Genomic DNA, 22,425 nt, shown 5'->3' on the forward strand with positions numbered 1-22,425 from the left:
GCACGGCAGGCGCCGGCCGCCGGTCCGGTTCGTCGGGCCCTCGCGTGGTCCCGTGTGGTGACCTGGTCCGCCGGCGGCGGCACGGCGGGACTGTGGGCGGCGGGCAGGACCGTACGGTCGCGCGCGGGTCACTCGCTGCCGGCCGTGAGCTGTTCCACGACGCGGTCCAGGTCGATGTAGCGGTGCTCGGTGCCCGGTGGGACCAGGGCTTCGGCGCGGTGCAGAAAGGCCGTGACGGCGCGGGAGGCGACCTCAAGGACCGCTGCCCCGTGCCGTGTCCTGAGCAGGATGCGGACCATGTCCGGATGGCAGCGGTGCCGCGGGATCACCACCACGTCCCCGGACCCGGCGGGCCGGCTCAGACCCCGGGCAAGGAGCGACCGGGCGAAGACCCAGTCGACGGGAGGGGAGGAGGGGACGCCCAAGGACAGGCACACGGCGTAAGGGTCCGTCGCGTTGTAGCTCAGCCGGGCGGGCAGCGGTACCGGCGGATCGTCGGCCACGGTGACAAAGACAGTCGTCCTGCATACGATCGGGCCCTCGTCCGCGGCACCGGTGCGATGCTGTCTCATGCCGCCCCCCTGTCTGCGACTTCCTGTTGTGTTCCGTTCGTCCGCCGGCGGACCACGGTGCCGATGACCGTACGGCGGCTGAGCCGGGGAGAATTGCCGACGAGCGCACGGGGTGTTGCCGGTCGGGGAACCGTGCCTGCGGGCCCGGACCCACAGGATGGTTGAATATGGAACAATTACTTGGCTGAGAGGTGGTCCACCATGAGCAATGTCGAGACGAGGCCCGTCGAGGTGCCGTGCGGCGCGGCGGTGGACGGCGCGCGGCCGGACGGGGTGCCCCGAGTCGACGTGCTCACCCCGCGGGACGTGCCCCTCGGCGGCCCACGGGCCATGACCGTACGGCGCACGCTGCCCCAGCGTGCCCGGACCCTGATCGGGGCCTGGTGCTTCGCGGACCACTACGGTCCCGACGACGTCTCCGAAACCGGCGGCATGGATGTCGCCCCGCATCCGCACACCGGACTCCAGACCGTCAGCTGGCTGTTCAGCGGGGAGATCGAGCACCGGGACAGCCTGGGCAGCCACGCCTTCGTACGGCCCGGTGAGCTGAACCTCATGACCGGCGGACACGGCATCGCCCACTCGGAGGTCTCCACCCCGCGCACCACCGTCCTGCACGGCGTCCAGCTGTGGGTGGCGCTGCCCGAGGAGCACCGGCACACCGCACGCGACTTCCGGCACCACGTCCCCGATCCGGTACGCGTCGACGGGGCGGAGATCAGGGTCTTCCTGGGCTCGCTGGCCGGCGTCACCTCACCGGTGCCGACCTTCACTCCCCTGCTCGGCGCCGAGATCGTGCTCGCACCCCACGCGTCCGTCACGCTCGCCCTGGACCCCGGCTTCGAGCACGGTCTCCTGGTCGACCGGGGCGACGTCCGGCTGGCGGACGTCCTCCTGCGCTCCGCCGAACTGGGCTACGTCCCCCCGGGCCCCGGCACGCTGACCCTGACGAACGAGTCTGACGGGCCCGCACGGACGGTCCTGCTCGGCGGGACGCCGTTCGGGGAGGAGATCGTGATGTGGTGGAATTTCATCGGCCGGAGCCACGAGGACATCGTGAAAGCCCGCGAGGACTGGCAGAACTCAGCCGAACGCTTCGGCGCCGTCGAAGGCTATCCCGGGGATCGCCTTCCCGCACCGGCCCTGCCCCATGCGAGCATCAAGCCGCGCGGGAATCCCGCGGCTCGCTGACCCCGGCTGAAAGGCGCCCGCCGTCCCGGCCTTCCGCATTCCGGTCCGACCGACCCGTGGCGCCGCCGACCGTCCTGCGCGGGCAGCGCACCACTTCCGCTCGGCCACGGCATCGACAGCGCGACCCCCTCGAAGCCAACGGCCGCAGGTTCCTCGGGCTGACGCCCGCGGACGTGCCACGATCACGCCCGGAACCGGCAGCGGAGCGGAGAACTTCGTGCGCGACCTGATGCCCCGCCTGCTGGAACGGCAGGTCGCAGGAGCCCCCCACGCCCTCGCCGGCGTCGTCGCCGTCCGGGGCGGTGTCCCGCTGCGCCCCGGGGCGGCCCCGTGCGTCCACGCCGACGGCACGGCTCTCGATAGCCTGACCTGCGGAGGCGAGATCGGCATCTTCGTCCAGGCCGTGGACGACGCCACGGCGTGGACCCTGGCCGGGGCTGCAGGCCGCCCGGTCGTGGTGTGCCGGGTGATGGCCGGACCCGGCGGAGCCGTCGCCGTGTGGAAGGACGGACACCTGGGCAGCACCGTCCGACCCGACCTGGACCTCCTGGTCTCAGGGCACGCGATCCGGCAGCACGGGGCCCGACGGGGTGTCGAAGGTATGGGACGCTCCGGGCCCGGCCCCGGGGGCCGGCAGCTCACGGCCGTCGGCCAGCGGCGCGGCGCCCGCCGGACAGGCCGGGCAACTCTGTGCGCTGTGGGGACATCGGACGGGCGCTCGCGGAAAACTGCCGTGTGCGTGGGGGTTCTACCGTTGGGTGCGGCGGCGCTGGAGTGTCCCGGTACGACGGTTCGTGTCGTTCGCTGGGCGGCCGCCGGGCCCGATGAATCACAGGAGATGTGCATGTCTGATGCCCTCGCGCCGGTCGAGCCGGTGCTGGAACCCGCGGCAGCCGCGTTCGCGGAGGCGACCGCCAACCCGCCCTACCTCTTCGACCTGCCCCCCGCCGAGGGCCGCAAGGCCGTCGACGAGGTGCAGTCCGGCGAGATCGACAAGCCCGCGGTCGACGAGGAGTGGACCACCGTCACCGGCGGCCCGACGGGCTCCGTGCGCGTCCGCATCGTCCGGCCCGCCGGCGCCACCGGCACCCTCCCGGTCATCCTCTACATCCACGGCGCGGGCTGGGTCTTCGGCAACGCCCACACCCACGACCGCCTGGTCCGCGAACTCGCCGTCGGCGCGAGGGCCGCGGTCGTCTTCCCCGAGTACGACCTGTCGCCCGAGGCCCGCTACCCCGTCGCCATCGAGCAGAACTTCACCGTCGCACGGTGGATCGTGGAACAGGGCGCCGGCAAGGGCCTGGACGGCACACGGCTGGCCGTGGCGGGCGACTCGGTCGGCGGCAACATGACGGCCGCACTGACCCTGATGGCCAAGGAACGCGGCGGTATCCCGCTGGTCCAGCAGGTGCTGTTCTACCCGGTCACCGACGCGAACTTCGACACCGGCTCCTACCACCGGTTCGCCACCGGCTACTTCCTGCGCCGCGACGGCATGCAGTGGTTCTGGGACCAGTACACCACCGACGAGACCGAGCGGGCACAGATCACCGCGTCCCCGCTGCGCGCCACCACCGAACAACTGCAGGGCCTGCCCCCGGCCCTGGTCATCACCGGCGAGGCCGACGTCCTGCGCGACGAGGGAGAGGCCTACGCGAACAAGCTCCGCGAAGCGGGCGTACCCGTCACTGCCGTACGCTTCCAGGGCATCATCCACGACTTCGTGATGCTCAACGCCCTGCGCGAAACACACGCCGCCGAAACCGCCATCACCCTCGCCGTCCACACCCTCCACACGGCCCTGCACGCCGGCTGACCTGACAGCCCGCCCTGACCAGTAACAAAGGAGAAAGACACACATGGCCACCAAGCCGGCCCCGACGGTCGTCCTCGTGCACGGAGCCTTTGCCGACGCCGGCAGTTGGTCAGGGGTCATCGCGGAGTTGCAGGACCATGGCGTCGCCGTGGTGGCGCCGCCCAACCCGCTCCGCGGCCTGGCCTCCGACGCCGCGTACATCGCGTCCGTGGCGTCTCAGATCGACGGTCCGGTCGTCCTGGTAGGCCACTCCTACGGTGGTGCGCTCATCACCGTGGCCGGTACCACGGAGAACGTCGTCGGACTCGTCTACGTCGCTGCCTACGCCCTCGAAGAGGGCGAGAGCCTCGGTGAACTCCAGGGCCGCTTCCCGCTCTCGCCGCTCGTGAGCAACCTCAAGGAGGCGACATACCCGGTCGAGGGCGCTGAGCCCGCTGTCGAGGTCACCATCAAGGCCGAGGCGTTCCCGGCCGTCTTCGCCGCGGACGTCCCGGCCGACGTCACCAAGGTGCTCGCGGTGGCGCAACGCCCGCTGGCCGTCGGCGCGTTCGAGGAGACGGCACCGGTGGCCGCATGGAAGACCAAGCCCGCCTGGGCGCTCGTCGCCGGCGCGGACGAGGCGATCAACCCCGAGGTGGAACGCTTCGGTGCCCAGCGGGCCGGGGCGACGACCGTCGAGATCGACGGTGCCTCACACGCGGTCGCCGTATCCCAGCCCAAGGCCGTTGCACAGCTGATCCTCGACGCGGTGCGCGCCACGAGCTAGCTCATCCACTCAGCCGCGCGGACCGCGTCGATCAGTCCGCGCGGCTGACGCGTTCCCTCGTCGTGGACGGCAGACGCTCCCGTCCATGCCGGATTCCGGCGCCGATGCGATCGAGGACCGCAGGATGCGTGTGTGCCCGTGGGGCGCGGTGTCAGGTCCGCGCCCCACGGGCCGCTCGGGGATCGCTGTCAGGCGGTGGTGATGCGCAAGACCGCCCGGCTGGTCAGTGCGCGGCTGTGCGGTGCACCGTTGTCCAGGGCGCGGTGCAGCGCGAGTCCTTCGATGAGCGCGTCGAGTTGACGTGCGGTGTCGGGGTCGAAATGCCGTTCCAGCAACTGTCTGCTGCGGCGCATCCATGCCTGGGTCAGTTCCTGGTACTCCGGCCGCCGGGCGGCCAGGGTGTAGAGCTCCTGGGTCAGGATCAGGTCGCGGCGGGGGCCGTCGGAGAGCGTGTGCACCAGGTCGGTGACGGCCTCACGCGCCTGTTCGGGCCCCTCGGCGCGGCTCAGGTACTCCTCGAAGACGGCCACGATCTGATCGGCGAAGCGCGTGAAGGCTTGGCGCAGCAGGTCGTCCATGCCACTGAAGTGGTACGTCATCGAGCCGAGGGGGACGGCGGCGCGGGCGGCGATCTTACGGTGGGAGACACCGGCCACGCCTGCCTCCGCGATGTGGTCGAGCGTCGCGGCGAGGATGCGCTCGCGGCGCTGCGGGTCAGCGTGTCCGGTGGCCATCTGCGACGTACCCCTAGAGGGTCCGGATCGGGCGGGCGGGATTGCCGACGGCGACGACATCGGCGGGGATGTCCTTGGTGACCACTGCGCCCGCGCCGATGACGCTGTTGTCCCCGATGGTCACGCCGGGACAGACGATCACGCCGCCACCCAGCCACACGTTGTTGCCGATCGCGATGGGCAGCGCGGCCTCCAGCTTGTCGCGCCGGGGCTGCGGTTCCACGGGGTGGGTGGGCGTGAGGAGTTGGACGTTGGGCCCGATCTGACAGTCCTCGCCGATGGTGATCGCCGCGACGTCCAGCGCGGTGAGGTGGTAGTTGACAAAGCTGCGGGCGCCGATGGTGATGTTGCTGCCGTAGTCGACGTAGAGCGGCGGGCGCACCTCGACGTCCTCGCCGACCGAACCCAGCAGTTCCGCCAGGACCGGCCGGGCCTTGCCCGGATCCTCCAGGTGCGCGGCCTGGTAGCGGGCGGCGAGCTGCACGGCGCGCTGTTGCCTGCGCGCGATCTCGGGATCGTCGGCGATGTAGAGGTCACCCGCAAGCATGCGTTCCAGGTTGGTGCGCGGGTCGTCGGCAAAGTAATCGGTCGGCATGCGTACGATCGTACACTTCGGAGTGTACGATCGTACGCCCGGTCCCCCGGGAACCCGCCCCCGTGATCGGATCGCCTACACTGCGCGCTCCTCACCGTTCTTCATCACATGCCCCGCGATCCGGGCGTCGGCGAGCCGGTCGACGAATGCGTGCGGGTCCTGGTCCCGCCAATGCATGGGAATCACCGTGCGGGCCTGAAGGATCTGGGCGGCGCGCACCGCGTCGACCGGTTCCATGACCATCCTGCCGTCGATGGGAAGGAGAGCCACGTCGACGGGCGCGAACAGTGCCATGTCGCCGAACAGCGCGGTGTCGCCCGCATGGTAGATGGTCGTGCCATCGATATCGACGACGAATCCGCAGGGGGCGCCGAGTTCGACCCGCCAGTTCTCTCCGATGCCCAAGGGCGAGTCGTGGACGGCCGGCACGCACTTGATGCTCGCGCCGTCGAGGGTGAGACGTCCGCCCAGATGCAGGGGTTCTATCTTGAGCTTGGCCCCACCGGCGTTTGCCGCGATGACACCCTCGGTCAGAGCCGCCGCGAGGTCGGCGTCGCCGCTCGCGAGTGCCGCCGTGGCCTCGGCCGTACTCTTGATCTTCACCACTTCGACCTTGACCCGGTGCTTGGCGAAGATCCCCTGGTCGAGGCCGGCGGTGACCGCGAGAAACGAACTGCCTGTGATGCTCGACGCGAGCCTCACGGTGGCGCCGTCCTCATCGCTCTTGATGCCCGGGTTTTCAGCGCAGGCCGCGAGGCCCAGCGCGAGCGCGATTCTCGACGGTGGCGTACCAACGGTCATAGGCGGCCGGGCCGTACGGAGGAGCGGCCGACTCGAAGGTCCGCACGACGGACATCAGGCGCCGCACGGGTGCACGGGAGACCCGGTCGTCATTGAACGACTCCACCCCGAGGTGACCGTCGACGAGGGCGGCGGCGACCGTGTACTCCATGCTGAACCTGGCCTGGTCGGCGGTCTCCGGGTGGTGGTGGATCGGTCCGGTCAGTCCGCTCGGCTGCACGGTGACCGCGACATCGACGATGGTGTCGGGGTGGACGCCCGAGGCATGAATCTCGACGGCTGCTTCGCCGGCCGGGTGCACGGCGTAGCAGGCGGGGAATGCCTTGACGTTCAGTCCACGGGTCGTCAGGGTCCAGCGCTCGGCCAGAACCTTCGCGACGGCGCTGAGATCGGAGTCCACCCCGAAGAGCGCGAAGTAGCCGAGGGGCGCTTCGAGTTGGCCGGGATCGGCGTCGACTCCCTGGCGGCGAGCCGCGCCGCGAGGATTCCGTTGCCCGCCGCCATCCCCGCGTGCACGGGTTTGACACTGAAACCGCAGTTCTGGCGGCTTCCGGCGGCCATGGAGGCTGCGACGCCGAGTGCGTTGCGCAGTTCGGCGGTGGTGAGCTGGAGCAGCGTTCCGGCCGCGGCAGCCACCCCGAGTACCCCCACCGTCTCGGTTGCGTGCCAGCCGGCCGTCCAGTGTGCGCGGACCGGAAGGGCGGCCGACACAGCGCACATCACCTGATGACCGATGACATAGGCACGCAAGAGCTGATCGCCGGGAAGGTTCAGTTCTTCGCCGAGGGCGAGTATGGGCGGCACCAGTACCACGCTCGGATGACCGTTGACATCCGAGAGGTGGTCGTCGAAATCCATCGCGTGGCCGGCGGTGGCGTTCGCGATGGCGGCGCTGTGGGCACCGACCTTCTCACCGGTGCTGAGCGTGGTGGCCCCTCCACTGCCGTCGATGAGTCGCAGTGAAGTCTGCAGGGCGGTGACCACCGGTTCGTGAGCTCCCGCCACGGCGACGCCGATCGTGTCGATGAACGCGTTCACGGCTCGGTGTGTCACGGCCTCGTCGAGTGGGCCACGTTGTGCCTCGATGCAGAAGTCGGCGATCTGGCTGGTGACCGGCACATCGTGGTTCATCGGGTCACCTCCGCGGCGCCCTTGAGCACCGACGACAGCGCGTGGGACATGAGCCGTGCCTGGGAGACGAGGAGCACGCCGGCGCCTTGTTCGACGGCGGACAGGGCGTCGGCCCGGGAGCCGGCTGAGAGGCCGAGGGCGGCCTCACCGGCGCCGATCTCGGCTACGGCCGCTTCGATGAGCTGCCGCACTTCGGGGTGCGAAGGGTCACCGGGGTGGCCCGCCGACGCAGCGAGGTCATGGGCCCCGACGACGAGGGCCTTCACCCAGGGATGGGCGGCCAGTTGCTTGACGGCGGCCACCGCCTCGACCGTCTCGACATGGACGATGAGATCAATGCCGTCACGTCGCAGGGAGTCCACGAACGCCGGGTAGCCGCCGGGGTGGTGGCCGAACGAATTGGCTCGGGCCCGTCCGATGCCGCGCTGTCCGTCGGGCGCGAAGCCGGCCCACCCGACAACCTGGTCGACGTCGGCCGCGCTCGTCACCTGGGTCAGTTCAAGGACGGTGAGCCCGGCGTCCAGACACATCAGTACGGGCTCCTGGCGACACTGAGTGCGGCCGACGAGATCGACTCCGCCGACTGCGCAGGCCCGGACCAGGTTCGACAGGTCGGCTGCCGTCGGTGTGGCGTGCTCTATGTCAAGGGCAACCGCGTCACAGCCAAGGGTGCCCAGGAACTCCGCCACGTCCGGCGACGGGAAGTCCAGCGTGACGACGACGGCGGCCCTCCCGCTTGCGCCCACACTGTCCCCACGCATGTGTTTGGCCAACGGCCTGAGATGCATGTCGGGCCTGAGCAGTCGGGACGTCGCGGATCGGCTGGGCATCGGGTCTGCGCGGGGTACTGACGCCCGGCGCCTCTGAACAGGCGCGGGAAAGGTAATCCCCGATAGTGATGAATCTCACACTACATGCGTCACATATGATCGGTTAACCACCCTGAAGGCGGGAAGCCGCTCATACGTACAGAAATCTCCTCATGGAGAGGAGACGGCAGCAATGTCGTATCCACAGCACTCCACGGGCATGACGGGACACCCCGAGATTGCAGAGATGCGGGAGCGACTCGAACGCACGGCCTCCTCGGGCAGGGCGATCGCCCTTGAGGGACTGATCCTCCTGGCCGGTGTGTATGCCGCGATCTCGCCCTGGGTCGTCCACTTCTCGGCGCAGCCCGATATCACTGTGAACAACCTGATCGTCGGCATCACCGTCGCCCTGATCGGTTTCGGCCTGACGCTTGTTCCGGAGCGGATGTTCCGCCTGGTGTGGACCGTCGTGCCCCTCGGCGTCTGGCTTCTCATCTCCCCCTGGGTGGTCACCGCCACCCACGGCGCGCGGGCGGGCATCGTATGGAACAACTGCTGGCTCGGCGCTGTCACCCTTCTGCTGGGGCTGGCCGCCATGGGCCTCACCATCGGCACCACGCGGGGCACCCGTCGTTGAGAACATGAGCGTGTCGTGCTCCGCTCGCAGGTACGACACGCTCTTCCGTGACGGCGGGGTCCCGTACACCGCATCACACGCGAGGTGCGCCTCGGGAGGCCCGACGGTCAGCACTCCGCCACGGAGCGTGGCGTCCGTTTCTCCGGCTTGCCGGGCCCGGGGCGTGCGCGCAGCGTGGGCGTTGTGACGCTCTCCCACAGCACGCTGCCCCACGGCACGCTCTCCCACGGGACGCTGGCGCACCGGCTCATCGCCGATCACCTCGTCGACGGTGTGATGGAGCCGGGCCGGGAGATCGGGCTGCGGATCGACCAGACGCTCACCCAGGACGCGACCGGCACCCTGGTGATGCAGGAGCTGGAGGCCCTCGGCCTTGACCGGGTCCGCACCGAGGTCAGCGTCCAGTACGTCGACCACAATCTGCTCCAGGCGGACGAGCGCAACGCCGAGGACCACGTCTTCCTCCGCTCCGCCTGCCGCCGCTACGGCATCTGGTACTCCAAGCCCGGCAACGGCGTCTCCCACCCCACCCACATGCAACGTTTCGGCATCCCCGGCAAGACGCTCGCCGGGTCCGACTCGCACACCTGCGCGGCCGGCTCACTCGGCATGCTCGCCCTGGGCACCGGCGGTCTGGAGGTCGCGCTCGCCATGGCCGGGCGGCCCCTGCATGTGACCATGCCGGAGATCTGGGGCATCCGCCTGACCGGTCGACTGCCTGCCTGGGTGAGTGCCAAGGACGTGGTACTGGAGCTGCTGCGCCGCCACGGCGTCAAAGGTGCGGTCAACCGGATCCTGGAGTACCACGGTCCGGGCCTTTCGCACCTGACCGCGATGGACCGGCACGTCATCGCCAACATGGGCGCCGAGCTGGGCGCCACCACCTCCGTCTTTCCCGCCGACGACGCGGTGCGCGACTTCCTGCGCGCCGAGGACCGTGAGGCCGACTTCCGCGAGCTGGCCGCCGAGCCGGACGCCGTCTACGACCTGACCGAGGAAGTCCACCTCGCCACGCTCGAACCGCTCATCGCCCGGCCCACCTCGCCCGGCAACGTCGTACCGGTGAGCGAGGTCGCGGGCGAGCCGATCGGGCAGGCCGTCATCGGTTCCTCCGCCAACCCGGGGCTGCGTGACTTCGCCGTCGCCGCGGCCATCGTCGCCGGCCGCCAGACCGACCCGGCCGTCAGCTTCGACGTCAACCCCACATCGCGTGAGATCATCGCCGACCTCACCAAGGCGGGCGCCACCTTCGAGCTGATCGCTGCAGGGGCCCGTATCCACCAGGCCGGCTGCTTGGGATGCATCGGCATGGGGCAGGCCCCGGCACCCGGCCGGAACAGCCTGCGTACCTTCCCGCGCAACTTCCCCGGCCGTTCCGGCACCGAGCAGGACGCGGTGTGGCTGTGCTCCCCGGAGACGGCCGCCGTGTCCGCGCTCACCGGTACGATCACCGACCCGCGCGTGTGGGCGGCGGAGCAGGCAGTGCCGTACCCGGACCTCACGCTGCCCGAGCGCGCGTCGGTCAACCGCGCCATGCTGGAGCCGCCGCTGCCATCCGAGGAAGCCGCCCTGGTCGAGTTGGAACGCGGCCCCAACATCTCCGGGCTGCCCGGCTTCGACCCGTTGCCGGACGAACTGACGGGCCCGGCCCTCCTCAAGTGCGGCGACAACGTCTCCACCGACGAGATCTCCCCGGCCGGAGCGAAAGCGCTGCCGTACCGCTCGAACATCCCGAGGCTCGCCGAGTTCACCTTCACCCGGATCGACCCCGACTATCCCCGGCGCGCCGCCGACCTGGCCGCCGACGGCCGTCCCGGCACACACTTCGTCGTCGCAGGCGACAACTACGGCCAGGGCTCCTCCCGCGAGCACGCCGCCATCACCCCTCGCCACCTCGGGTTGCGCGCCGTCGTCGCCAAGTCCTACGCCCGCATCCACTGGCAGAACCTGACCAACTTCGGCGTCCTGCCACTGGAGTTCGACGAGCCGGGCGACTACGACCGCATCGACACCGGCGACCGGCTGCACCTGGGGAACCTCCGCACGGCCCTGGCCCCCGGTGCCGAGCCCCGCCTGCGACTGCACAACGTCACCAAGGACGAGACCTACCGGGTCCGTCACCGCCTCTCCGACGGCCGCAGGCGCACCGTACTCGCCGGAGGCACCATCGCCTCCCTCGCCCGCGAGGAGCGAGAAGAACCGGGAGGCACCGAGGACCGGATCACGCCGACTGATCCTGACGGCCTCGGCGGCAGCGGTGGCTGACCCCCATGCGGACGCGACCGGGCTCGCCCCTCGCGGCTCCCCTGCCGTGGGGGGCCTTGTTCAAGAGGTGCCGAGGACGGTGCGAGCGGCTACCGATCGCCGCGCAGATATCGGGTGATCATGTCGACGAGTTCGTTCTCGAACGTCTCGACCTGGATGGTTCGCGGGTCGGCCATGAGCTTGTGGGTGTTCATCTCCACGGTGCCGACGATCAGTTCGGCCGCGGTGTCGAGGTCGCCTACGCGGACGTCCGGGTGTCGGGAGAGGAGGTCGCGCACCTGGGCCACGCGCATCCTGCCATGGCGTTCGATCGTCTCGATCAGTTCCTGCGAGACCGGCGCCTCCTCGATCATGATCCGTAGCAGCTGCGGATCGTCGCGGTGGTTGTCGATCGCATCGCGGACCAGTGCCCGCACCGTCGCCTCCAGGCTCCCGGCGGACAGATCAAGCTGGTCGGCCTGCGTCCATGTGCCACGGTCGATGTGCCGCACCAGCAGCTCGGCGAGGATGGCGTCCTTGTTCGGGAAGTACTGGTACAGCGAGCCGATGGAGATGCGGGCGCGTTCGGCGATGCGGTTGGTGGTGCCGGCGGCGTAGCCGTACTCGGCGAAAACGTGAGCAGCGGCGGTGAGGATGCGCTCACGGGTGAGTTCGGCGCGCACCTGGCGAGGCTTGCGACGTGGCTGAAGACGGCGGTCGGCCGACGGCATCCGAGGATCCTCCAGGGGCGCGGAAAGCGAGTAGCCAAAGAGCTGAGTTATTACTCAGAATACTGTCATGAACTGCGGAAACAAGCTCATTCCCGGAGTGGGTGATGGGCCGTGATCCCCAAGGTGCAGCTGCCCGAGTCGCGCACGATGATCACGCTTGAGGTGCGGCGCCGTGAGTTCCTCACTCCGGGCTTCGCGAGCGTCACCCTCGGCGGCCCGGCCGTGCGGGACCTCACCGTCGTCGGCAACGACCAGGCGGTTCGCCTGTTCTTCCCCCGGGAGGGACAGACCACGTTACGGATGCCGACCGTGTCGAACGACGCCTGGATCGCCCAGCTGATGCTGCTGCCGAAGTCGGTCCGCCCGTGGGTGCGCAATCTGACGATCCGGCGCGCAAGGCCTGCGGATGACGAGATCGACATCGAGTTCGCCCTGCACGGCGACTCTCCCATGTCGTCCTGGGTGCGCCGGGTCGAGCCGGGCGACCCGGCGGGGATCTTCGACATCGGCACCATGTACCGGCTGCCGGAGCACGCCGAGGGGCAACTGCTGGTCGCAGACGAGACCGCGCTGCCCGCCGTCTTGTCGATCCTCGACGGAACACCGCCGTCGCTGGCCACGGAGGTCTACCTGGAGGTGGCGGCCGCCGCCGACATCCGGCCCGTCGAGGCGCCCGCCGGCGTCCGCGTCCACTGGTTCGGCCGCGACGACGAAGAACTGCGGCCCGGCACCCTGGCGCTGGACGCGGTACGCCGCGCGTCGCTGCCGTCCGGCCCCTTCTACACCTGGGTCGCGGGCGAGTCCCGGCTGGCCACGACGGTGCGGCGGCATCTGGTCAACGACCGTGGTGTGCCCAAGCGTGACATCTCGTTCTTCGGCTACTGGCGCCTGGGCCGGTCCGCCCCCGGCTGAGAGGACTCCCCGTGCAGCACGCAGACCCGTCGAACACCCCGCGCCGGCTGACGACGGCGCACGAGGTCGAGACAGCCGTCGGCCGCCCGGCGCCGATGATCAGGCTCAAACAGATCGGCGCCCTCGACGAGGGCTGCCGGGCCGTCCTCGCCCGGTGTCCCATCGCGGCCTTCGGCTACCGGGACGCCGACGGCGCCGGCAGGACGACCTTCATCGGCGGCACCCCGGGGTTCACACGCGTCCGCTCGGCCACGCGGATCTCGTTCTCCCTGCCCGAGTCCCGTGCCCCGCACGGTCCGGTCTCGTTCTTCTTCCTCCTGCCGGGCGTCCGGGAGATCCTGCGCGTCAACGGTTCGGTGGCCGCGCGGAAGGGCACTGAGACGACCGTCGACATCCAGGAGGTGTACGTGCACTGCGCACAGGCCGTCCTGCGCTCCCGTCTGTGGCAGCCGCCCGCCCCGGTCGGGCCTGCCGCCCAGATCGCGGGCGACGGGCCTTTGTGCCGGCCCGGCGTCGCCGCGTTCCTGGCCGCGGCGCCCTTCCTCGCGCTGTCCACCTGGGACTCCTCCGGCGGGAGCGACACCAGTCCGCGCGGAGACCGGCAGGCGGCGACGCGGATCCTGGACAGCCGCACGCTCGTCATCCCCGACCGCAAGGGCAACAAACGCGCCGACACGCTCCACAACCTGCTGGAGGACGACCGGCTCTCGTTCGCCGCGCTCGTTCCGGGACGCAGCGGCGTGCTGCACGTCCGCGGTCGCGGCACGATCACCGACGATGCCGCGCTGCTGGAGACGATGGCGCTGCGCGGGATGCCCCCGCACCTGGCACTGGTCATCGACGTCGAGCACGCCGAGGTGACCGTCAACGACGCCGTGGCGCGCTCACGGCTGTGGACCCCCGGCACGCACCTCGCTCGCGGCACCGCGCCGGACCTGATGGCGCTGGCGGGAGAACACCTCGCCGCGAACTCGGCGGGCTCCGGCGGCACTCCCGTCATGATTTCCGCGGTCCTGCTCAAAGCCCTCGGGGCCGTCCCCGGGATGAAACGGCTGCTGCGGCTGGTGATGAACCGTGCCTACCGTTCCGGGCTGCGCAAAGAGGGCTACGAGAACATCGGGCCCGGCGCGGGCGGTCGGCGCGGGGGCTCCCTGCGCCGACGCGGTGCCGACGACGGCGGAACGGCCAACTCCGTGCGGTAGGTGCGCATCGCCGAGGTGGCGGGCCGGTGCCTCCCGGGGCCGACCGATCAGATCTCGCAATTCGTCATGACATCCGTTTTCATGTAGCGTCTGCCGTGCTCACCCGAGAAGGAGAACCATGGCAGTCCCCAAGCGCAAGATGTCCCGCAGCAACACCCGTCACCGCCGCGCCCAGTGGAAGGCGGCCACGCCGACGCTGGTCCCGCTCACCATCGACGGCGTCCGGCACCTCGTACCGCAGCATCTGGTCAGGGCGTACGAGCGCGGGCTGCTCCGCCCCGAAGACTGAAGGGAACAGGCGTGATCCACGACCGGCTGCCGGTGACCGTACTGTCCGGCTTCCTCGGTGCCGGCAAGACCACTGTGCTCAACCATGTGCTCGGCAACCGCGAGGGACTGCGCGTCGCGGTCATCGTCAACGACATGAGCGAGGTCAACATCGATGCCGCGCTCGTGCGCGGCGGCGAGGCGGCGCTGTCACGGACCGAAGAGCGACTGGTCGAGATGACCAACGGATGCATCTGCTGCACCCTGCGCGACGATCTGCTGGTCGAGGTGGACCGCCTGGCCCGTGAAGGCCGGTTCGACTACCTCCTCATCGAGTCCAGCGGCATCTCCGAGCCCATGCCGGTCGCCGCCACCTTCGCCTTCGCCCGCGACGACGGCGCCACCCTCGCGGAGACCGCCCGCCTGGACACCATGGTCACGGTCGTCGACGCAGCCAATTTCCTTCCCGAACTGGAGAGCGGGGACGAGCTTGTCGAGCGGGGACTCGACCAGTACGAGGGCGACGAACGGACCGTCAGCGACCTGCTGTTGGACCAGATCGAGTTCGCCGACGTCATCGTGCTCAACAAGCTCGACCTGGTCGACAGCGCCACCGCCGACCGACTGCGTGCGACACTCACCCGCCTCAACCCGGCGGCCCGGGTGGTGTCGGCCAGCCACGGACGCGTGACCGTCAAGGACGTACTGGGCACCCGGCTCTTCGACCTCGAACGGGCCCAGCAGGCGCCGGGCTGGATCATGGAACTCAACGGCGACCATGTCCCGGAGACCGAGGAGTACGGCATCTCCTCCACCGTCTTCCGGTCTCCTCTGCCGTTCCATCCGAACCGGTTGTGGCGGTTCGTCACCGAGGAGATGGACAACGGCGCCTACGGGCAGATCCTGCGTTCCAAGGGTTTCTTCACCCTGGCCAGTCGTCCGCGTGTGACGGGGCTGTGGTCCCAGGCCGGCTCCATAGCCCGCTTCGAGCCCTCGGCCGCCCATGACGCCGACGGCCCGGCCGGCCAGGAGCTGGTCTTCATCGGCACACACCTGCACGCCGAAGCACTCCAGGCAGCACTCACCGACTGTCTGCTGGCCGACGGCGAGAGCCTGCCGACGGACGATCCCTTCCCTGCCTGGGACACCTACGGCATCGACGACACCTGCGACCACGAGCACCCCGACCTCGTGGTGCGGAGCTGAGGCCCCGGGCCGGCCGGTGGACGCGGCCACGGCACCGCCCGGCCCGGCGGAAGACACCCACTGCTGCTCCGGGGCGGCAATCTGACGGGGCGTCACTTCGGGCCGGGACTCCTGCAATGCGACCGCGTCCGTCCCGAACTTCGCGGCGGCCTGGGAGAGGGCGCCGAACACTATGCTGGGCTCATGGCTTTGGTGTTCGGTCGGGACGCCGTGCCGGAGCAGGCATGGACGTCGCTCACCGAAGGCGATCCCGTGCTTCTCGCAGGGCCGGCCGGGATGGGCAAGAGCGCCATCTGGCGTGCGTTGGCGGGCCGGGCACCACAAGCGGGCCGGCTGGTCCTGACGTGCGCGCCGGCGGAGTCGGAATCGTCGTTGGCGCCGGCGGCCCCGGCCGACGGCTGGACGTGACGCTCGGCCGCCCGTTGCTGGCACGTACAGCCCGGGACTTTGGCGGTAACCCGCTGCTGGCGATGGAGTTGGCCCGCGCGGTGCTGCGGTTGCCCCGGCTGCCCTCTCCCGGCGAGGACCTGCCGTTCCCCGCCACGATGACACGGGTGCTGGCCGACACCGTGCGCGCGCTGCCGTCGGCCGGCTTCGACGCGATCCGGCTGGCGGCTCTGCTGTCCGTGGCGAGTCTGCCGGACCTCCAGGCCGCCGGTGTGGACCCGCGTGCCTTCGACGCGGCGAAGGACGTCCGGTTGCTGACCGTTGCCGGGGCACGGTGCACCTTAAGGCCCCGCTCTATGCGGCGGCGGTCCGTGCGGACATGCCGACGGGACTGCGCCGCAGGCTGCATCGCCGGCCGGCTGACATCGTCGCCGATCCGGAGGAGCGGGCCCGCCAGCTCGCGCTGTGCGTGGTGGCGCCGGACGCCGCGGTCGCCGCCGAACTCGCGGCATCGGCGCAACGGCGGCGACGCCGGGGCGCCCCGCAGATCGCGGCCGGCCTCTACGAGCAGGCCGCGGGGCTGACACCCTCGCAGTTCACAGCGGATCAGGGCCGCCGCCCACTGGCGGCGGCCCGCTGTCACCATGACGGCGGCGACTACCGCGCGGCGGCGACAGCGGCGGCCCAGGTCGCCGAGGCGCGCGGCGGCGACCTGACGGCAGCCGCTTCACGCTCGGCCCCAGTCGGGCGAGCCGAGTGCTACGGCGGCGTCGCCGTGCTGGAGGACGGCACCAGGTCGTCCCCGTCGTCGGTCAGCGTGGACACCGCGGCAACGACGTAGAGACAGCCCGCCGTCACCACCGCGAGACCGGCCAGAAGCGGGGTCCAGGCCCTGAGCCTGGCGGTGGCCGTCCGGCCACGGACCCGTCTCTCCAGGACGGCGAAGCCGCGGATGGTGGCCACGCCGACTCCCGTGAGGGTCAGCGCCATCCCGATGCCGAATGTGATCACGATGGCCAGGGCGCCGAGCGCACGTCCCGTCAGCAGACCGCTGACGAAGATGAGGAACGCCGACGGCGATGGCAGCAGTCCGCCCGAAAGCGCCAGTGCCACAAGGCCCCGGCGGGACCATGGATTGACCAGCTGCTCCACGTGGTGGTGGGCGTGGGCGGTGGCCTCCTGTGCCGGGGTCTCGTGGCCATGGTGTTCGTGGGGGTGACCGTGCTCGTGGCCAGGCTCATGGGAGTGGCTGTGCTCATGGGAGTGGCTGTGCCCGTGGGAATGCCCACGGCGGCGCAGCTGCCGGTAGACCAGGCCCACGCCCACGCTCGCGACGACCGCTCCGGCCGCGGCCTGCATCCACGCGGTGGCGGTCTTCGTGCTGACCGCCGTGCTGCTCACCCCTACCCACAGCAGCGCGAGCACCAGCACCGAGAAGGTGTGCATCGTGGCAACGATCACGCCGAGGCGTACCGCGTCCTTGTGACGTCCCCGCGTTCCCACCAGGTATGCGGCTGTGATGCTCTTGCCATGGCCCGGGGCGACGGCATGAGCGGCGCCGACACCGAGCGCGACGATCAAGGCGATCCAGAAGAGCGCGTTCCCGTCGAAAAGGGCTATCAGGTGGTTGTCGAGGCTTCCGATGCCTGTCATGCGTTGCTCCTGGTACCTGAGCCGGTGTCGGCGGCCGTCACGGCTTCCGTGCCTGGGCCGCCCGGGGCTGCGGGGGACGCGGCGGGGAAGCCGGGTTTCGCGATGGCGGCGCCGCTGACGCCGGCCGCCGTCCTGCGGCGCGACCGCCGCAAGGCCCACCCGCCGATGGCCAGGGCGGCGACAGAGGTACCGATGGAGAAGAGCGCGACCGTCCTGCGGACGCTTCCGCCCGACGCCGTGAACCGTACGGGTGTGGTGGGCTCGGCGGAGGTGAACAGCGTCTGCTGCGGCTCGGCCGGTCCCTGTGCGGTGAGCATGGTCCGGTACGCCGGGTGAAGGTCCGTGAGGGCGCTGATCGTGACGTCCACTTCGGTCACCGGGGCCGGGCAGGCGAAGACCAGTTGAGCCCCCTGGGCCACGAAGTCCTCCATCGCCCCGGACACAGTCCCCCGGCAGGGCCGGCCGGCCTGACCGACCGCGATGTGCTTGAGCAGGTAGGCCCGCACAGCGGGCGACTGTTGCAGCCTCTGCTCGAACGACAGACCCGGGGAACTCCCGTCCCTGCCGTCGAAGACGCCGAGTGACCGACCGAGCAGCACCCAGTCCAGCTTGTCGGTGTTCCAGGCGAGCAGCAGCCGGGAGCCCTGGACGCTGACCTCGGCGGTGGACGGCGGACCGAACGGGTGCGCGTCCGCGGACGGGGCGGGCCCCACGAAGGCGGTGAGGACTGCCAGCGCAAGCCCTGCCGGCACGGTGCCCGGCGACAGCCGGACCAGTGCCCTGGAACGGGCAAGGATCTGCAGGGACACGGTGCGGTTCTTTCGTGCGGTCTGTGAACACCGGCGCTCGATGACGCGACGCCGGAACGGCACTTTGTCCGACCGGCCGGACCTTTGCCGGACGATCACATGGAGACCAGATGAACTTGCAGCCGCTGTCGAGCGGGCGGGTCTGCCGGGGTCGGCCGGCTGGAATGCGCGGGCGCGCCGGCATGGTCGCGCCGGGTGTGCACCGGTCCGGTCGGCGGTGCGCACCCGGCGCAGGGAATCGGCTCAGGCGCGGACCGGCGCCTGGGCGGCCGGTGCCTTCTCGTCGGCGGAGCCGTCGGCAGGCCCGCGCAGGGCGGGGATGAGGCAGGCGACGGCGGCCGACAACAGTGCGACGCCGCAGCCGATCAGCAGACCCGTGCGGAAGCCGCCCTCGGAGGCGAGCGTGTGGCCGCCCATGGTGATGGTCATCTGTGCCAGGACAACACCGATGACCGCGGAGCCGATGGTCGTGCCGAGCGAACGCATCAGGGCGTTGAAACCGTTGGCCGCCGCCGTCTCGGAGAGCGGTACAGCGCTCATGATCAGGGCGGGCATCGCGCCGTAGGCGAGGGCGACGCCGCTGTTGATCACGATGCCGACGACCATCAGGCCCCAGGCGGTCCCCATCAGCGGCAGCGCGATCCCGTACCCGGCCGCGATCACCACCGCGCCGCAGACCAGGGCGAACTTGGGGCCGCGTGCGTTGATCAGCTTTCCGCCCAGCGGAGAGACGATCATCATCATCACGCCGCCGGGCGCCATCCACAGGCCGGCCGCCAGCATCGACTGGCCCAGGCCGTAGCCGGTGGCCTCGGGGAACTGGAGCAGCTGCGGCGCGATCAGCATGAAGGCGTACATGCCGACACCGACGAGGATCGACGAAACGTTGGTGAGCAGCACCCGCGGGCGGGCCGTGGTACGCAGGTCCACCAAGGGTTCGCGGGTGCGCAGCTCGTAGATGCCCCATACGGCGAGCGCGGCGACCGCAAGCGCGAACAGACCGAGCGTGCTGCCCGAACCCCAGCCCCAGTCGCCGCCCTTGGAGATCGCCAGCAACAGCGACACCAGGCCGATGGCCAGCCCCACGGCGCCGGGTACATCAAAGCGCTGCCCCTTCGCACCGGCCGGCACATCCGGGACGATGAAGAAGATCAGCGCGCCGATCAGCAGGGCGAGACCGGCCGAGCCCCAGAACAGCACCCGCCAGTTCGCGTACTGGGCGACGGCCGCGGCCACGGGCAGGCCGATGGCGCCGCCGATGCCCATGGAGGCACTGACCAGGGCGATGGACCCGCTCAGTTTCTCCGCCGGTACGACATCGCGCAGCAGAGCGATGCCCAGCGGCACCATGCCCATGCCCATGCCCTGCAGGCCGCGTCCGACGATCATCGGCACGATCGAGGAGGCGAGCGCGCACACCACCGAGCCGACGACCAGCGGCACGGCACAGATCAGGAGCATGCGCCGCTTGCCGATCAGGTCGCCGAGGCGCCCGGAGACCGGCACACACACGCCCGCGACGAGCAGGGTGACGGTGACCACCCATGCCGCGTTGGAGGGGCTGGTGTCCAGGATCTGCGGCATCTCCGCGATCAGCGGGGTCACCAGCGTTTGCATGACCGCGGCGATGGTGCCGGCCAGCGCGAGCGTGGCGACGACAGCGCCTGAGCGGGTGGTCGGCTGGGGGCCGTCCATCATGGAGCTCCTCTGTGAAACGTCAATCGGAAGCGGCGAGCGCTCTGTGCATGATGCACATCAAGTGTGCCGACCATACCTCATGCATGATGCATATGATGGACGGCGAGGTGCACCCAGGGGCCCCGAGCAGAGGAGCGGGCACGTGAACAGGGCGGACAGGGCCACGGGCCGGGTCGAGTTCGAGCAGATGCTGCTGGGCCGCTACCTGCATCTGCACAAGGGCAGGGAGCGAAACCCCGGCAGTGTCCTGGACCGCAGCGCCTACATTCTCCTCAGCCGTGTCCGCAGGGAAGGCCCCATGTCGATCGGGCAGCTCGGCGAAGCGTTCGGCCTTGACGCGTCCACCCTGAACCGGCAGACGGCGGCCGCCGTGCGCGCCGGTCTCGTGGAGCGCATCCCCGATCCCGAGGGAGGGATGGCCCGCAAGTTCCGCATCACGGAGGAGGGCGCGCGGCAGCTCGAACGGGAACGCGCACGCATCATCGCCGGCCTGGACCGCGTCATGGCCGACTGGCCGGAGGCGGACATCGCGGCCTTCGCCGACTTTCTCCGGCGTTTCAACTCGGGTATCGAGCGCATCCACGGGCTGCCCTGGCCGCGTCCGCAGGCATCGATCCCGCCGGCCTGAGACGGGGCTTCCCGGGCCGGTGGCGCGACGGGGCCATGGGCGGCATCCTTCAGGGCAGGCACTCCGCCCGCCTGTGCCCCAGGCGTTTCCCCGGACCGCTCACAAGCGCGCAAGCTGGCACGGTGTGAGCCGTTCCGCAGCTCAGGAATTCTGTTGCCGGTGGTCTGGACATGGTGCAGTGAACGCGCCCGGGTATGCACTCCAGCGGTGTGCACCCTGCGGGCGGTCCCTCGGAAAGATCCGTAACGTCCAGTCACCTGACGGGGTGAGGATATGCCCAGGACTCCCAATGCCCGTCTGCAGGCGCTGATGGAGGAAGCCGGGCTGAGCCCGTCCCAACTCGCCCGCATGCTGCGCTCGGTCGCCGCCGAGCGCGGTGCCCCACTGGCCTGCGATCAAACCGCAGTGCGGCGCTGGCTGGCGGGCGCACACCCGAGGCCGCCTGCTCCCGCACTGTTGCTGGAATGCCTCTCGCGCAAGCTGGACAAGGCCGTCACCGCGCAGGACGCCGGCCTCACGCGCACTCCGGCAACCGTGATCAACTCGCCGGAGCAGGCCCCCGTCCGGACGCTCATCCAGCTCACCCAGGCCGAGTTCGACCCATCCCGCCGGGTCGTGCTGGGAGCGGGCGGCTTCAGTCTCGCCGCGCTCTCCCGAACCGGCCTGGCGATGTTCGATCACCCGATGGAGCAGCCGCCGGTCGCCCCAACCGCACCAACGCGCGCCGAGCAGGCCCACATTGACGAGATCAGTGCCATGGCGGCGCTGTTCCACGGCGCGGCCGAGCGGCACGGAGGTCAGTCGATACGGGCCGCGTTGGCCGCCTACCTCGCTGACCGTGTCGCTCCCCTGCTACGCGTCTCGACCCCCGACCCCGTGCACCGCCAACTGCTGTCCGCCATCGCCCGGCTGACCTTGCTGCTGGGCATCGCATCGGCCGACAGCGGACACCACGGCATCGGCCAGCACTACCACCGATCCGCCGCCCGGCTCGCCACCGACGCCAAAGATTCCGTCACGTTCGCCATCGCCTTGCGCGTCATGGCAACTCAGGCCCACGACCTGGGCCACCACAGCCCGGCGGTACTGAATCTCGCGGAACAGGCCGTTGCGCACGCCAGGCACGCCCCACCCGCCGTGCTCGCCTACGCCCTGGCCCACCTGGCGGTGGTGCAGGCCCATGACGACCGCCGTGCCGCCCTGGCGTCGCTCGCTCGCGCCGAGCACGTCCACGCGCGCGCCGACGCCGCGCCCGGCCCCTTCACCGGCTACCCGGCGGGCGCTCTGCATTACCAGCGCGCCCAGACCCTGGCAGAGCTGGGAGACCTCAACGGGGCCCGCGCGGCGCTGACGGTTTCGCTGCGATTGCGCACCGCCGCCGAACCTCGCGCCACCGCTCTCACCCGTGCGTATCTCGCCGAAACCCATCTGCGCATCGGCCACCTCGACGAGGCGCTCTCCCAGTGGCGGACCTTCCTCGCCGCCTACCCCACACTTCACTCGGCCCGCGCAGCCCGCCGTCTGCAGACCATGACCAGAGGGCTGCAGCCCCACCGGCGGCATCCTGCCGTCCGGCAGTTCCTCGCCGAGGCAGCCGCCCTCACCCCCTGACGCCGCATCGAGCCACGCGTGC

24 protein-coding genes are annotated in these 22,425 nt (G+C 70.5%); 13 read left to right on the plus strand and 11 right to left on the minus strand.

The features are described 5' to 3' along the window. Positions 1–128: 128 nt before the first annotated feature. Positions 129–572 (minus strand): SsgA family sporulation/cell division regulator, encoded by a 444-nt coding sequence (locus tag ACFYTE_RS14885; protein ID WP_388709530.1) that lies wholly within the window; start codon positions 570–572, stop codon positions 129–131. Between the two features lie 201 nt (positions 573–773). Here ACFYTE_RS14885 and ACFYTE_RS14890 point away from each other — a divergent pair, with 201 nt between their 5' ends. From ACFYTE_RS14890 to ACFYTE_RS14900, 3 genes are all read left to right on the plus strand, one after another. Then, entirely contained in the window at positions 774–1,763 is a 990-nt protein-coding gene (locus tag ACFYTE_RS14890) for a pirin family protein (protein WP_388709531.1), read from the plus strand. Between the two features lie 844 nt (positions 1,764–2,607). After that, positions 2,608–3,579, plus strand: a complete 972-nt coding sequence (locus ACFYTE_RS14895; RefSeq protein WP_388709532.1) for an alpha/beta hydrolase — start codon at positions 2,608–2,610, stop codon at positions 3,577–3,579. A gap of 43 nt (positions 3,580–3,622) precedes the next feature. Then, complete coding sequence (locus tag ACFYTE_RS14900; RefSeq protein ID WP_388709533.1) at positions 3,623–4,345, plus strand: alpha/beta fold hydrolase; 723 nt, start codon at positions 3,623–3,625, stop codon at positions 4,343–4,345. 188 nt (positions 4,346–4,533) lie between these two features. Here ACFYTE_RS14900 and ACFYTE_RS14905 read toward each other — a convergent pair whose 3' ends face one another. The 6 genes from ACFYTE_RS14905 to ACFYTE_RS14930 form a co-directional block, all read right to left on the minus strand. Continuing rightward, positions 4,534–5,079 carry a TetR/AcrR family transcriptional regulator gene (locus ACFYTE_RS14905; RefSeq protein WP_388709534.1) on the minus strand — a complete coding sequence of 182 codons (546 nt, stop codon included), beginning with the start codon at positions 5,077–5,079 and terminating at the stop codon, positions 4,534–4,536. A 13-nt stretch (positions 5,080–5,092) separates the two neighbouring features. Then, entirely contained in the window at positions 5,093–5,674 is a 582-nt protein-coding gene (locus ACFYTE_RS14910) for a sugar O-acetyltransferase (protein ID WP_388709535.1), read from the minus strand. A gap of 75 nt (positions 5,675–5,749) precedes the next feature. Next, positions 5,750–6,475 (minus strand): MBL fold metallo-hydrolase, encoded by a 726-nt coding sequence (locus tag ACFYTE_RS14915; RefSeq protein ID WP_388709537.1) that lies wholly within the window; start codon positions 6,473–6,475, stop codon positions 5,750–5,752. Further along, positions 6,414–6,875, minus strand: a complete 462-nt coding sequence (locus tag ACFYTE_RS14920; protein WP_388709539.1) for a hypothetical protein — start codon at positions 6,873–6,875, stop codon at positions 6,414–6,416. Before ACFYTE_RS14920 ends, ACFYTE_RS14915 begins: the two co-directional genes overlap by 62 nt. Beyond that, positions 6,821–7,606: an MmgE/PrpD family protein gene (locus ACFYTE_RS14925; RefSeq protein WP_388709541.1), complete on the minus strand. Its 786-nt coding sequence runs from the start codon at positions 7,604–7,606 to the stop codon at positions 6,821–6,823. The genes ACFYTE_RS14920 and ACFYTE_RS14925 overlap by 55 nt, the downstream gene beginning before the upstream one ends. Beyond that, positions 7,603–8,367 (minus strand): aldolase/citrate lyase family protein, encoded by a 765-nt coding sequence (locus tag ACFYTE_RS14930; protein ID WP_388709542.1) that lies wholly within the window; start codon positions 8,365–8,367, stop codon positions 7,603–7,605. Before ACFYTE_RS14930 ends, ACFYTE_RS14925 begins: the two co-directional genes overlap by 4 nt. A 241-nt stretch (positions 8,368–8,608) precedes the next feature. On the opposite strand from ACFYTE_RS14930, the gene ACFYTE_RS14935 reads away from it, so the two are divergent. Next, the gene (locus ACFYTE_RS14935; RefSeq protein WP_388709544.1) at positions 8,609–9,055 is read left to right on the plus strand and encodes an SPW repeat protein; all 447 of its coding nucleotides are present in this window, start codon (positions 8,609–8,611) and stop codon (positions 9,053–9,055) included. Positions 9,056–9,238: 183 nt separating this feature from the next. Continuing rightward, on the plus strand, positions 9,239–11,320 hold the full coding sequence (locus tag ACFYTE_RS14940) for an aconitate hydratase (protein ID WP_388709546.1): 2,082 nt from the start codon (positions 9,239–9,241) through the stop codon (positions 11,318–11,320). An 89-nt stretch (positions 11,321–11,409) separates the two neighbouring features. On the opposite strand, the gene ACFYTE_RS14945 is transcribed toward ACFYTE_RS14940, so the two are convergent. Next, on the minus strand, positions 11,410–12,030 hold the full coding sequence (locus ACFYTE_RS14945) for a TetR/AcrR family transcriptional regulator (protein WP_388709548.1): 621 nt from the start codon (positions 12,028–12,030) through the stop codon (positions 11,410–11,412). Between the two features lie 111 nt (positions 12,031–12,141). On the opposite strand from ACFYTE_RS14945, the gene ACFYTE_RS14950 reads away from it, so the two are divergent. From ACFYTE_RS14950 to ACFYTE_RS14975, 6 genes are all read left to right on the plus strand, one after another. Beyond that, positions 12,142–12,942: a siderophore-interacting protein gene (locus ACFYTE_RS14950; RefSeq protein ID WP_388709550.1), complete on the plus strand. Its 801-nt coding sequence runs from the start codon at positions 12,142–12,144 to the stop codon at positions 12,940–12,942. Positions 12,943–12,953: 11 nt separating this feature from the next. Further along, positions 12,954–14,144 carry a pyridoxamine 5'-phosphate oxidase family protein gene (locus ACFYTE_RS14955; protein ID WP_388709552.1) on the plus strand — a complete coding sequence of 397 codons (1,191 nt, stop codon included), beginning with the start codon at positions 12,954–12,956 and terminating at the stop codon, positions 14,142–14,144. A gap of 118 nt (positions 14,145–14,262) precedes the next feature. Continuing rightward, positions 14,263–14,433, plus strand: coding sequence for a 50S ribosomal protein L32 (gene rpmF, locus ACFYTE_RS14960; protein ID WP_388709554.1), 171 nt, complete (start codon positions 14,263–14,265; stop codon positions 14,431–14,433). An 11-nt stretch (positions 14,434–14,444) separates the two neighbouring features. Further along, positions 14,445–15,617 (plus strand): GTP-binding protein, encoded by a 1,173-nt coding sequence (locus ACFYTE_RS14965; RefSeq protein WP_388709556.1) that lies wholly within the window; start codon positions 14,445–14,447, stop codon positions 15,615–15,617. Between the two features lie 183 nt (positions 15,618–15,800). Continuing rightward, positions 15,801–16,025, plus strand: coding sequence for a hypothetical protein (locus tag ACFYTE_RS14970; protein ID WP_388709558.1), 225 nt, complete (start codon positions 15,801–15,803; stop codon positions 16,023–16,025). 358 nt (positions 16,026–16,383) lie between these two features. After that, positions 16,384–16,845: a hypothetical protein gene (locus ACFYTE_RS14975; RefSeq protein ID WP_388709559.1), complete on the plus strand. Its 462-nt coding sequence runs from the start codon at positions 16,384–16,386 to the stop codon at positions 16,843–16,845. Here ACFYTE_RS14975 and ACFYTE_RS14980 read toward each other — a convergent pair. From ACFYTE_RS14980 to ACFYTE_RS14990, 3 genes are all read right to left on the minus strand, one after another. Next, the gene (locus tag ACFYTE_RS14980) at positions 16,764–17,657 is read right to left on the minus strand and encodes a nickel/cobalt transporter (RefSeq protein ID WP_388709561.1); all 894 of its coding nucleotides are present in this window, start codon (positions 17,655–17,657) and stop codon (positions 16,764–16,766) included. The genes ACFYTE_RS14975 and ACFYTE_RS14980 overlap by 82 nt on opposite strands. Further along, a complete protein-coding gene (locus ACFYTE_RS14985; protein WP_388709563.1) occupies positions 17,654–18,466 on the minus strand; it encodes a hypothetical protein in 813 nt (270 codons plus the stop codon). Before ACFYTE_RS14985 ends, ACFYTE_RS14980 begins: the two co-directional genes overlap by 4 nt. A 243-nt stretch (positions 18,467–18,709) precedes the next feature. Continuing rightward, the gene (locus ACFYTE_RS14990; protein ID WP_388709679.1) at positions 18,710–20,161 is read right to left on the minus strand and encodes an MFS transporter; all 1,452 of its coding nucleotides are present in this window, start codon (positions 20,159–20,161) and stop codon (positions 18,710–18,712) included. A 190-nt stretch (positions 20,162–20,351) separates the two neighbouring features. Here ACFYTE_RS14990 and ACFYTE_RS14995 point away from each other — a divergent pair, with 190 nt between their 5' ends. Together ACFYTE_RS14995 and ACFYTE_RS15000 are read left to right on the plus strand one after the other, a co-directional pair. Beyond that, a complete protein-coding gene (locus ACFYTE_RS14995) occupies positions 20,352–20,792 on the plus strand; it encodes a MarR family winged helix-turn-helix transcriptional regulator (protein WP_388709681.1) in 441 nt (146 codons plus the stop codon). 273 nt (positions 20,793–21,065) lie between these two features. After that, the gene (locus ACFYTE_RS15000) at positions 21,066–22,403 is read left to right on the plus strand and encodes a tol-pal system YbgF family protein (RefSeq protein WP_388709565.1); all 1,338 of its coding nucleotides are present in this window, start codon (positions 21,066–21,068) and stop codon (positions 22,401–22,403) included. The last annotated feature ends 22 nt before the right edge of the window (positions 22,404–22,425 follow it).

Origin of the sequence: Streptomyces sp. NPDC004629 (genome assembly GCF_042873595.1) — a bacterium.
Classification (GTDB): Bacteria; Actinomycetota; Actinomycetes; order Streptomycetales; family Streptomycetaceae; genus Streptomyces.

Bases quoted from the DNA above. Each gene is read 5' to 3' on its own strand.
- ACFYTE_RS14915 (WP_388709537.1), bottom strand. From the start codon at position 6,475: ATGACCGTTGGTACGCCACCGTCGAGAATCGCGCTCGCGCTGGGCCTC.
- ACFYTE_RS14990 (WP_388709679.1), bottom strand. From the start codon at position 20,161: ATGGACGGCCCCCAGCCGACCACCCGCTCAGGCGCTGTCGTCGCCACG.
- ACFYTE_RS14945 (WP_388709548.1), bottom strand. From the start codon at position 12,030: ATGCCGTCGGCCGACCGCCGTCTTCAGCCACGTCGCAAGCCTCGCCAG.
- ACFYTE_RS14930 (WP_388709542.1), bottom strand. From the start codon at position 8,367: ATGCGTGGGGACAGTGTGGGCGCAAGCGGGAGGGCCGCCGTCGTCGTC.
- ACFYTE_RS14910 (WP_388709535.1), bottom strand. From the start codon at position 5,674: ATGCCGACCGATTACTTTGCCGACGACCCGCGCACCAACCTGGAACGC.
- ACFYTE_RS14980 (WP_388709561.1), bottom strand. From the start codon at position 17,657: ATGACAGGCATCGGAAGCCTCGACAACCACCTGATAGCCCTTTTCGAC.
- ACFYTE_RS14895 (WP_388709532.1), top strand. From the start codon at position 2,608: ATGTCTGATGCCCTCGCGCCGGTCGAGCCGGTGCTGGAACCCGCGGCA.
- ACFYTE_RS14890 (WP_388709531.1), top strand. From the start codon at position 774: ATGAGCAATGTCGAGACGAGGCCCGTCGAGGTGCCGTGCGGCGCGGCG.
- ACFYTE_RS14905 (WP_388709534.1), bottom strand. From the start codon at position 5,079: ATGGCCACCGGACACGCTGACCCGCAGCGCCGCGAGCGCATCCTCGCC.
- ACFYTE_RS14925 (WP_388709541.1), bottom strand. From the start codon at position 7,606: ATGAACCACGATGTGCCGGTCACCAGCCAGATCGCCGACTTCTGCATC.
- ACFYTE_RS14900 (WP_388709533.1), top strand. From the start codon at position 3,623: ATGGCCACCAAGCCGGCCCCGACGGTCGTCCTCGTGCACGGAGCCTTT.
- ACFYTE_RS14975 (WP_388709559.1), top strand. From the start codon at position 16,384: ATGCCGACGGGACTGCGCCGCAGGCTGCATCGCCGGCCGGCTGACATC.
- ACFYTE_RS14935 (WP_388709544.1), top strand. From the start codon at position 8,609: ATGTCGTATCCACAGCACTCCACGGGCATGACGGGACACCCCGAGATT.
- ACFYTE_RS14970 (WP_388709558.1), top strand. From the start codon at position 15,801: ATGGCTTTGGTGTTCGGTCGGGACGCCGTGCCGGAGCAGGCATGGACG.
- ACFYTE_RS14995 (WP_388709681.1), top strand. From the start codon at position 20,352: ATGCTGCTGGGCCGCTACCTGCATCTGCACAAGGGCAGGGAGCGAAAC.
- rpmF (WP_388709554.1), top strand. From the start codon at position 14,263: ATGGCAGTCCCCAAGCGCAAGATGTCCCGCAGCAACACCCGTCACCGC.
- ACFYTE_RS15000 (WP_388709565.1), top strand. From the start codon at position 21,066: ATGCCCAGGACTCCCAATGCCCGTCTGCAGGCGCTGATGGAGGAAGCC.
- ACFYTE_RS14885 (WP_388709530.1), bottom strand. From the start codon at position 572: ATGAGACAGCATCGCACCGGTGCCGCGGACGAGGGCCCGATCGTATGC.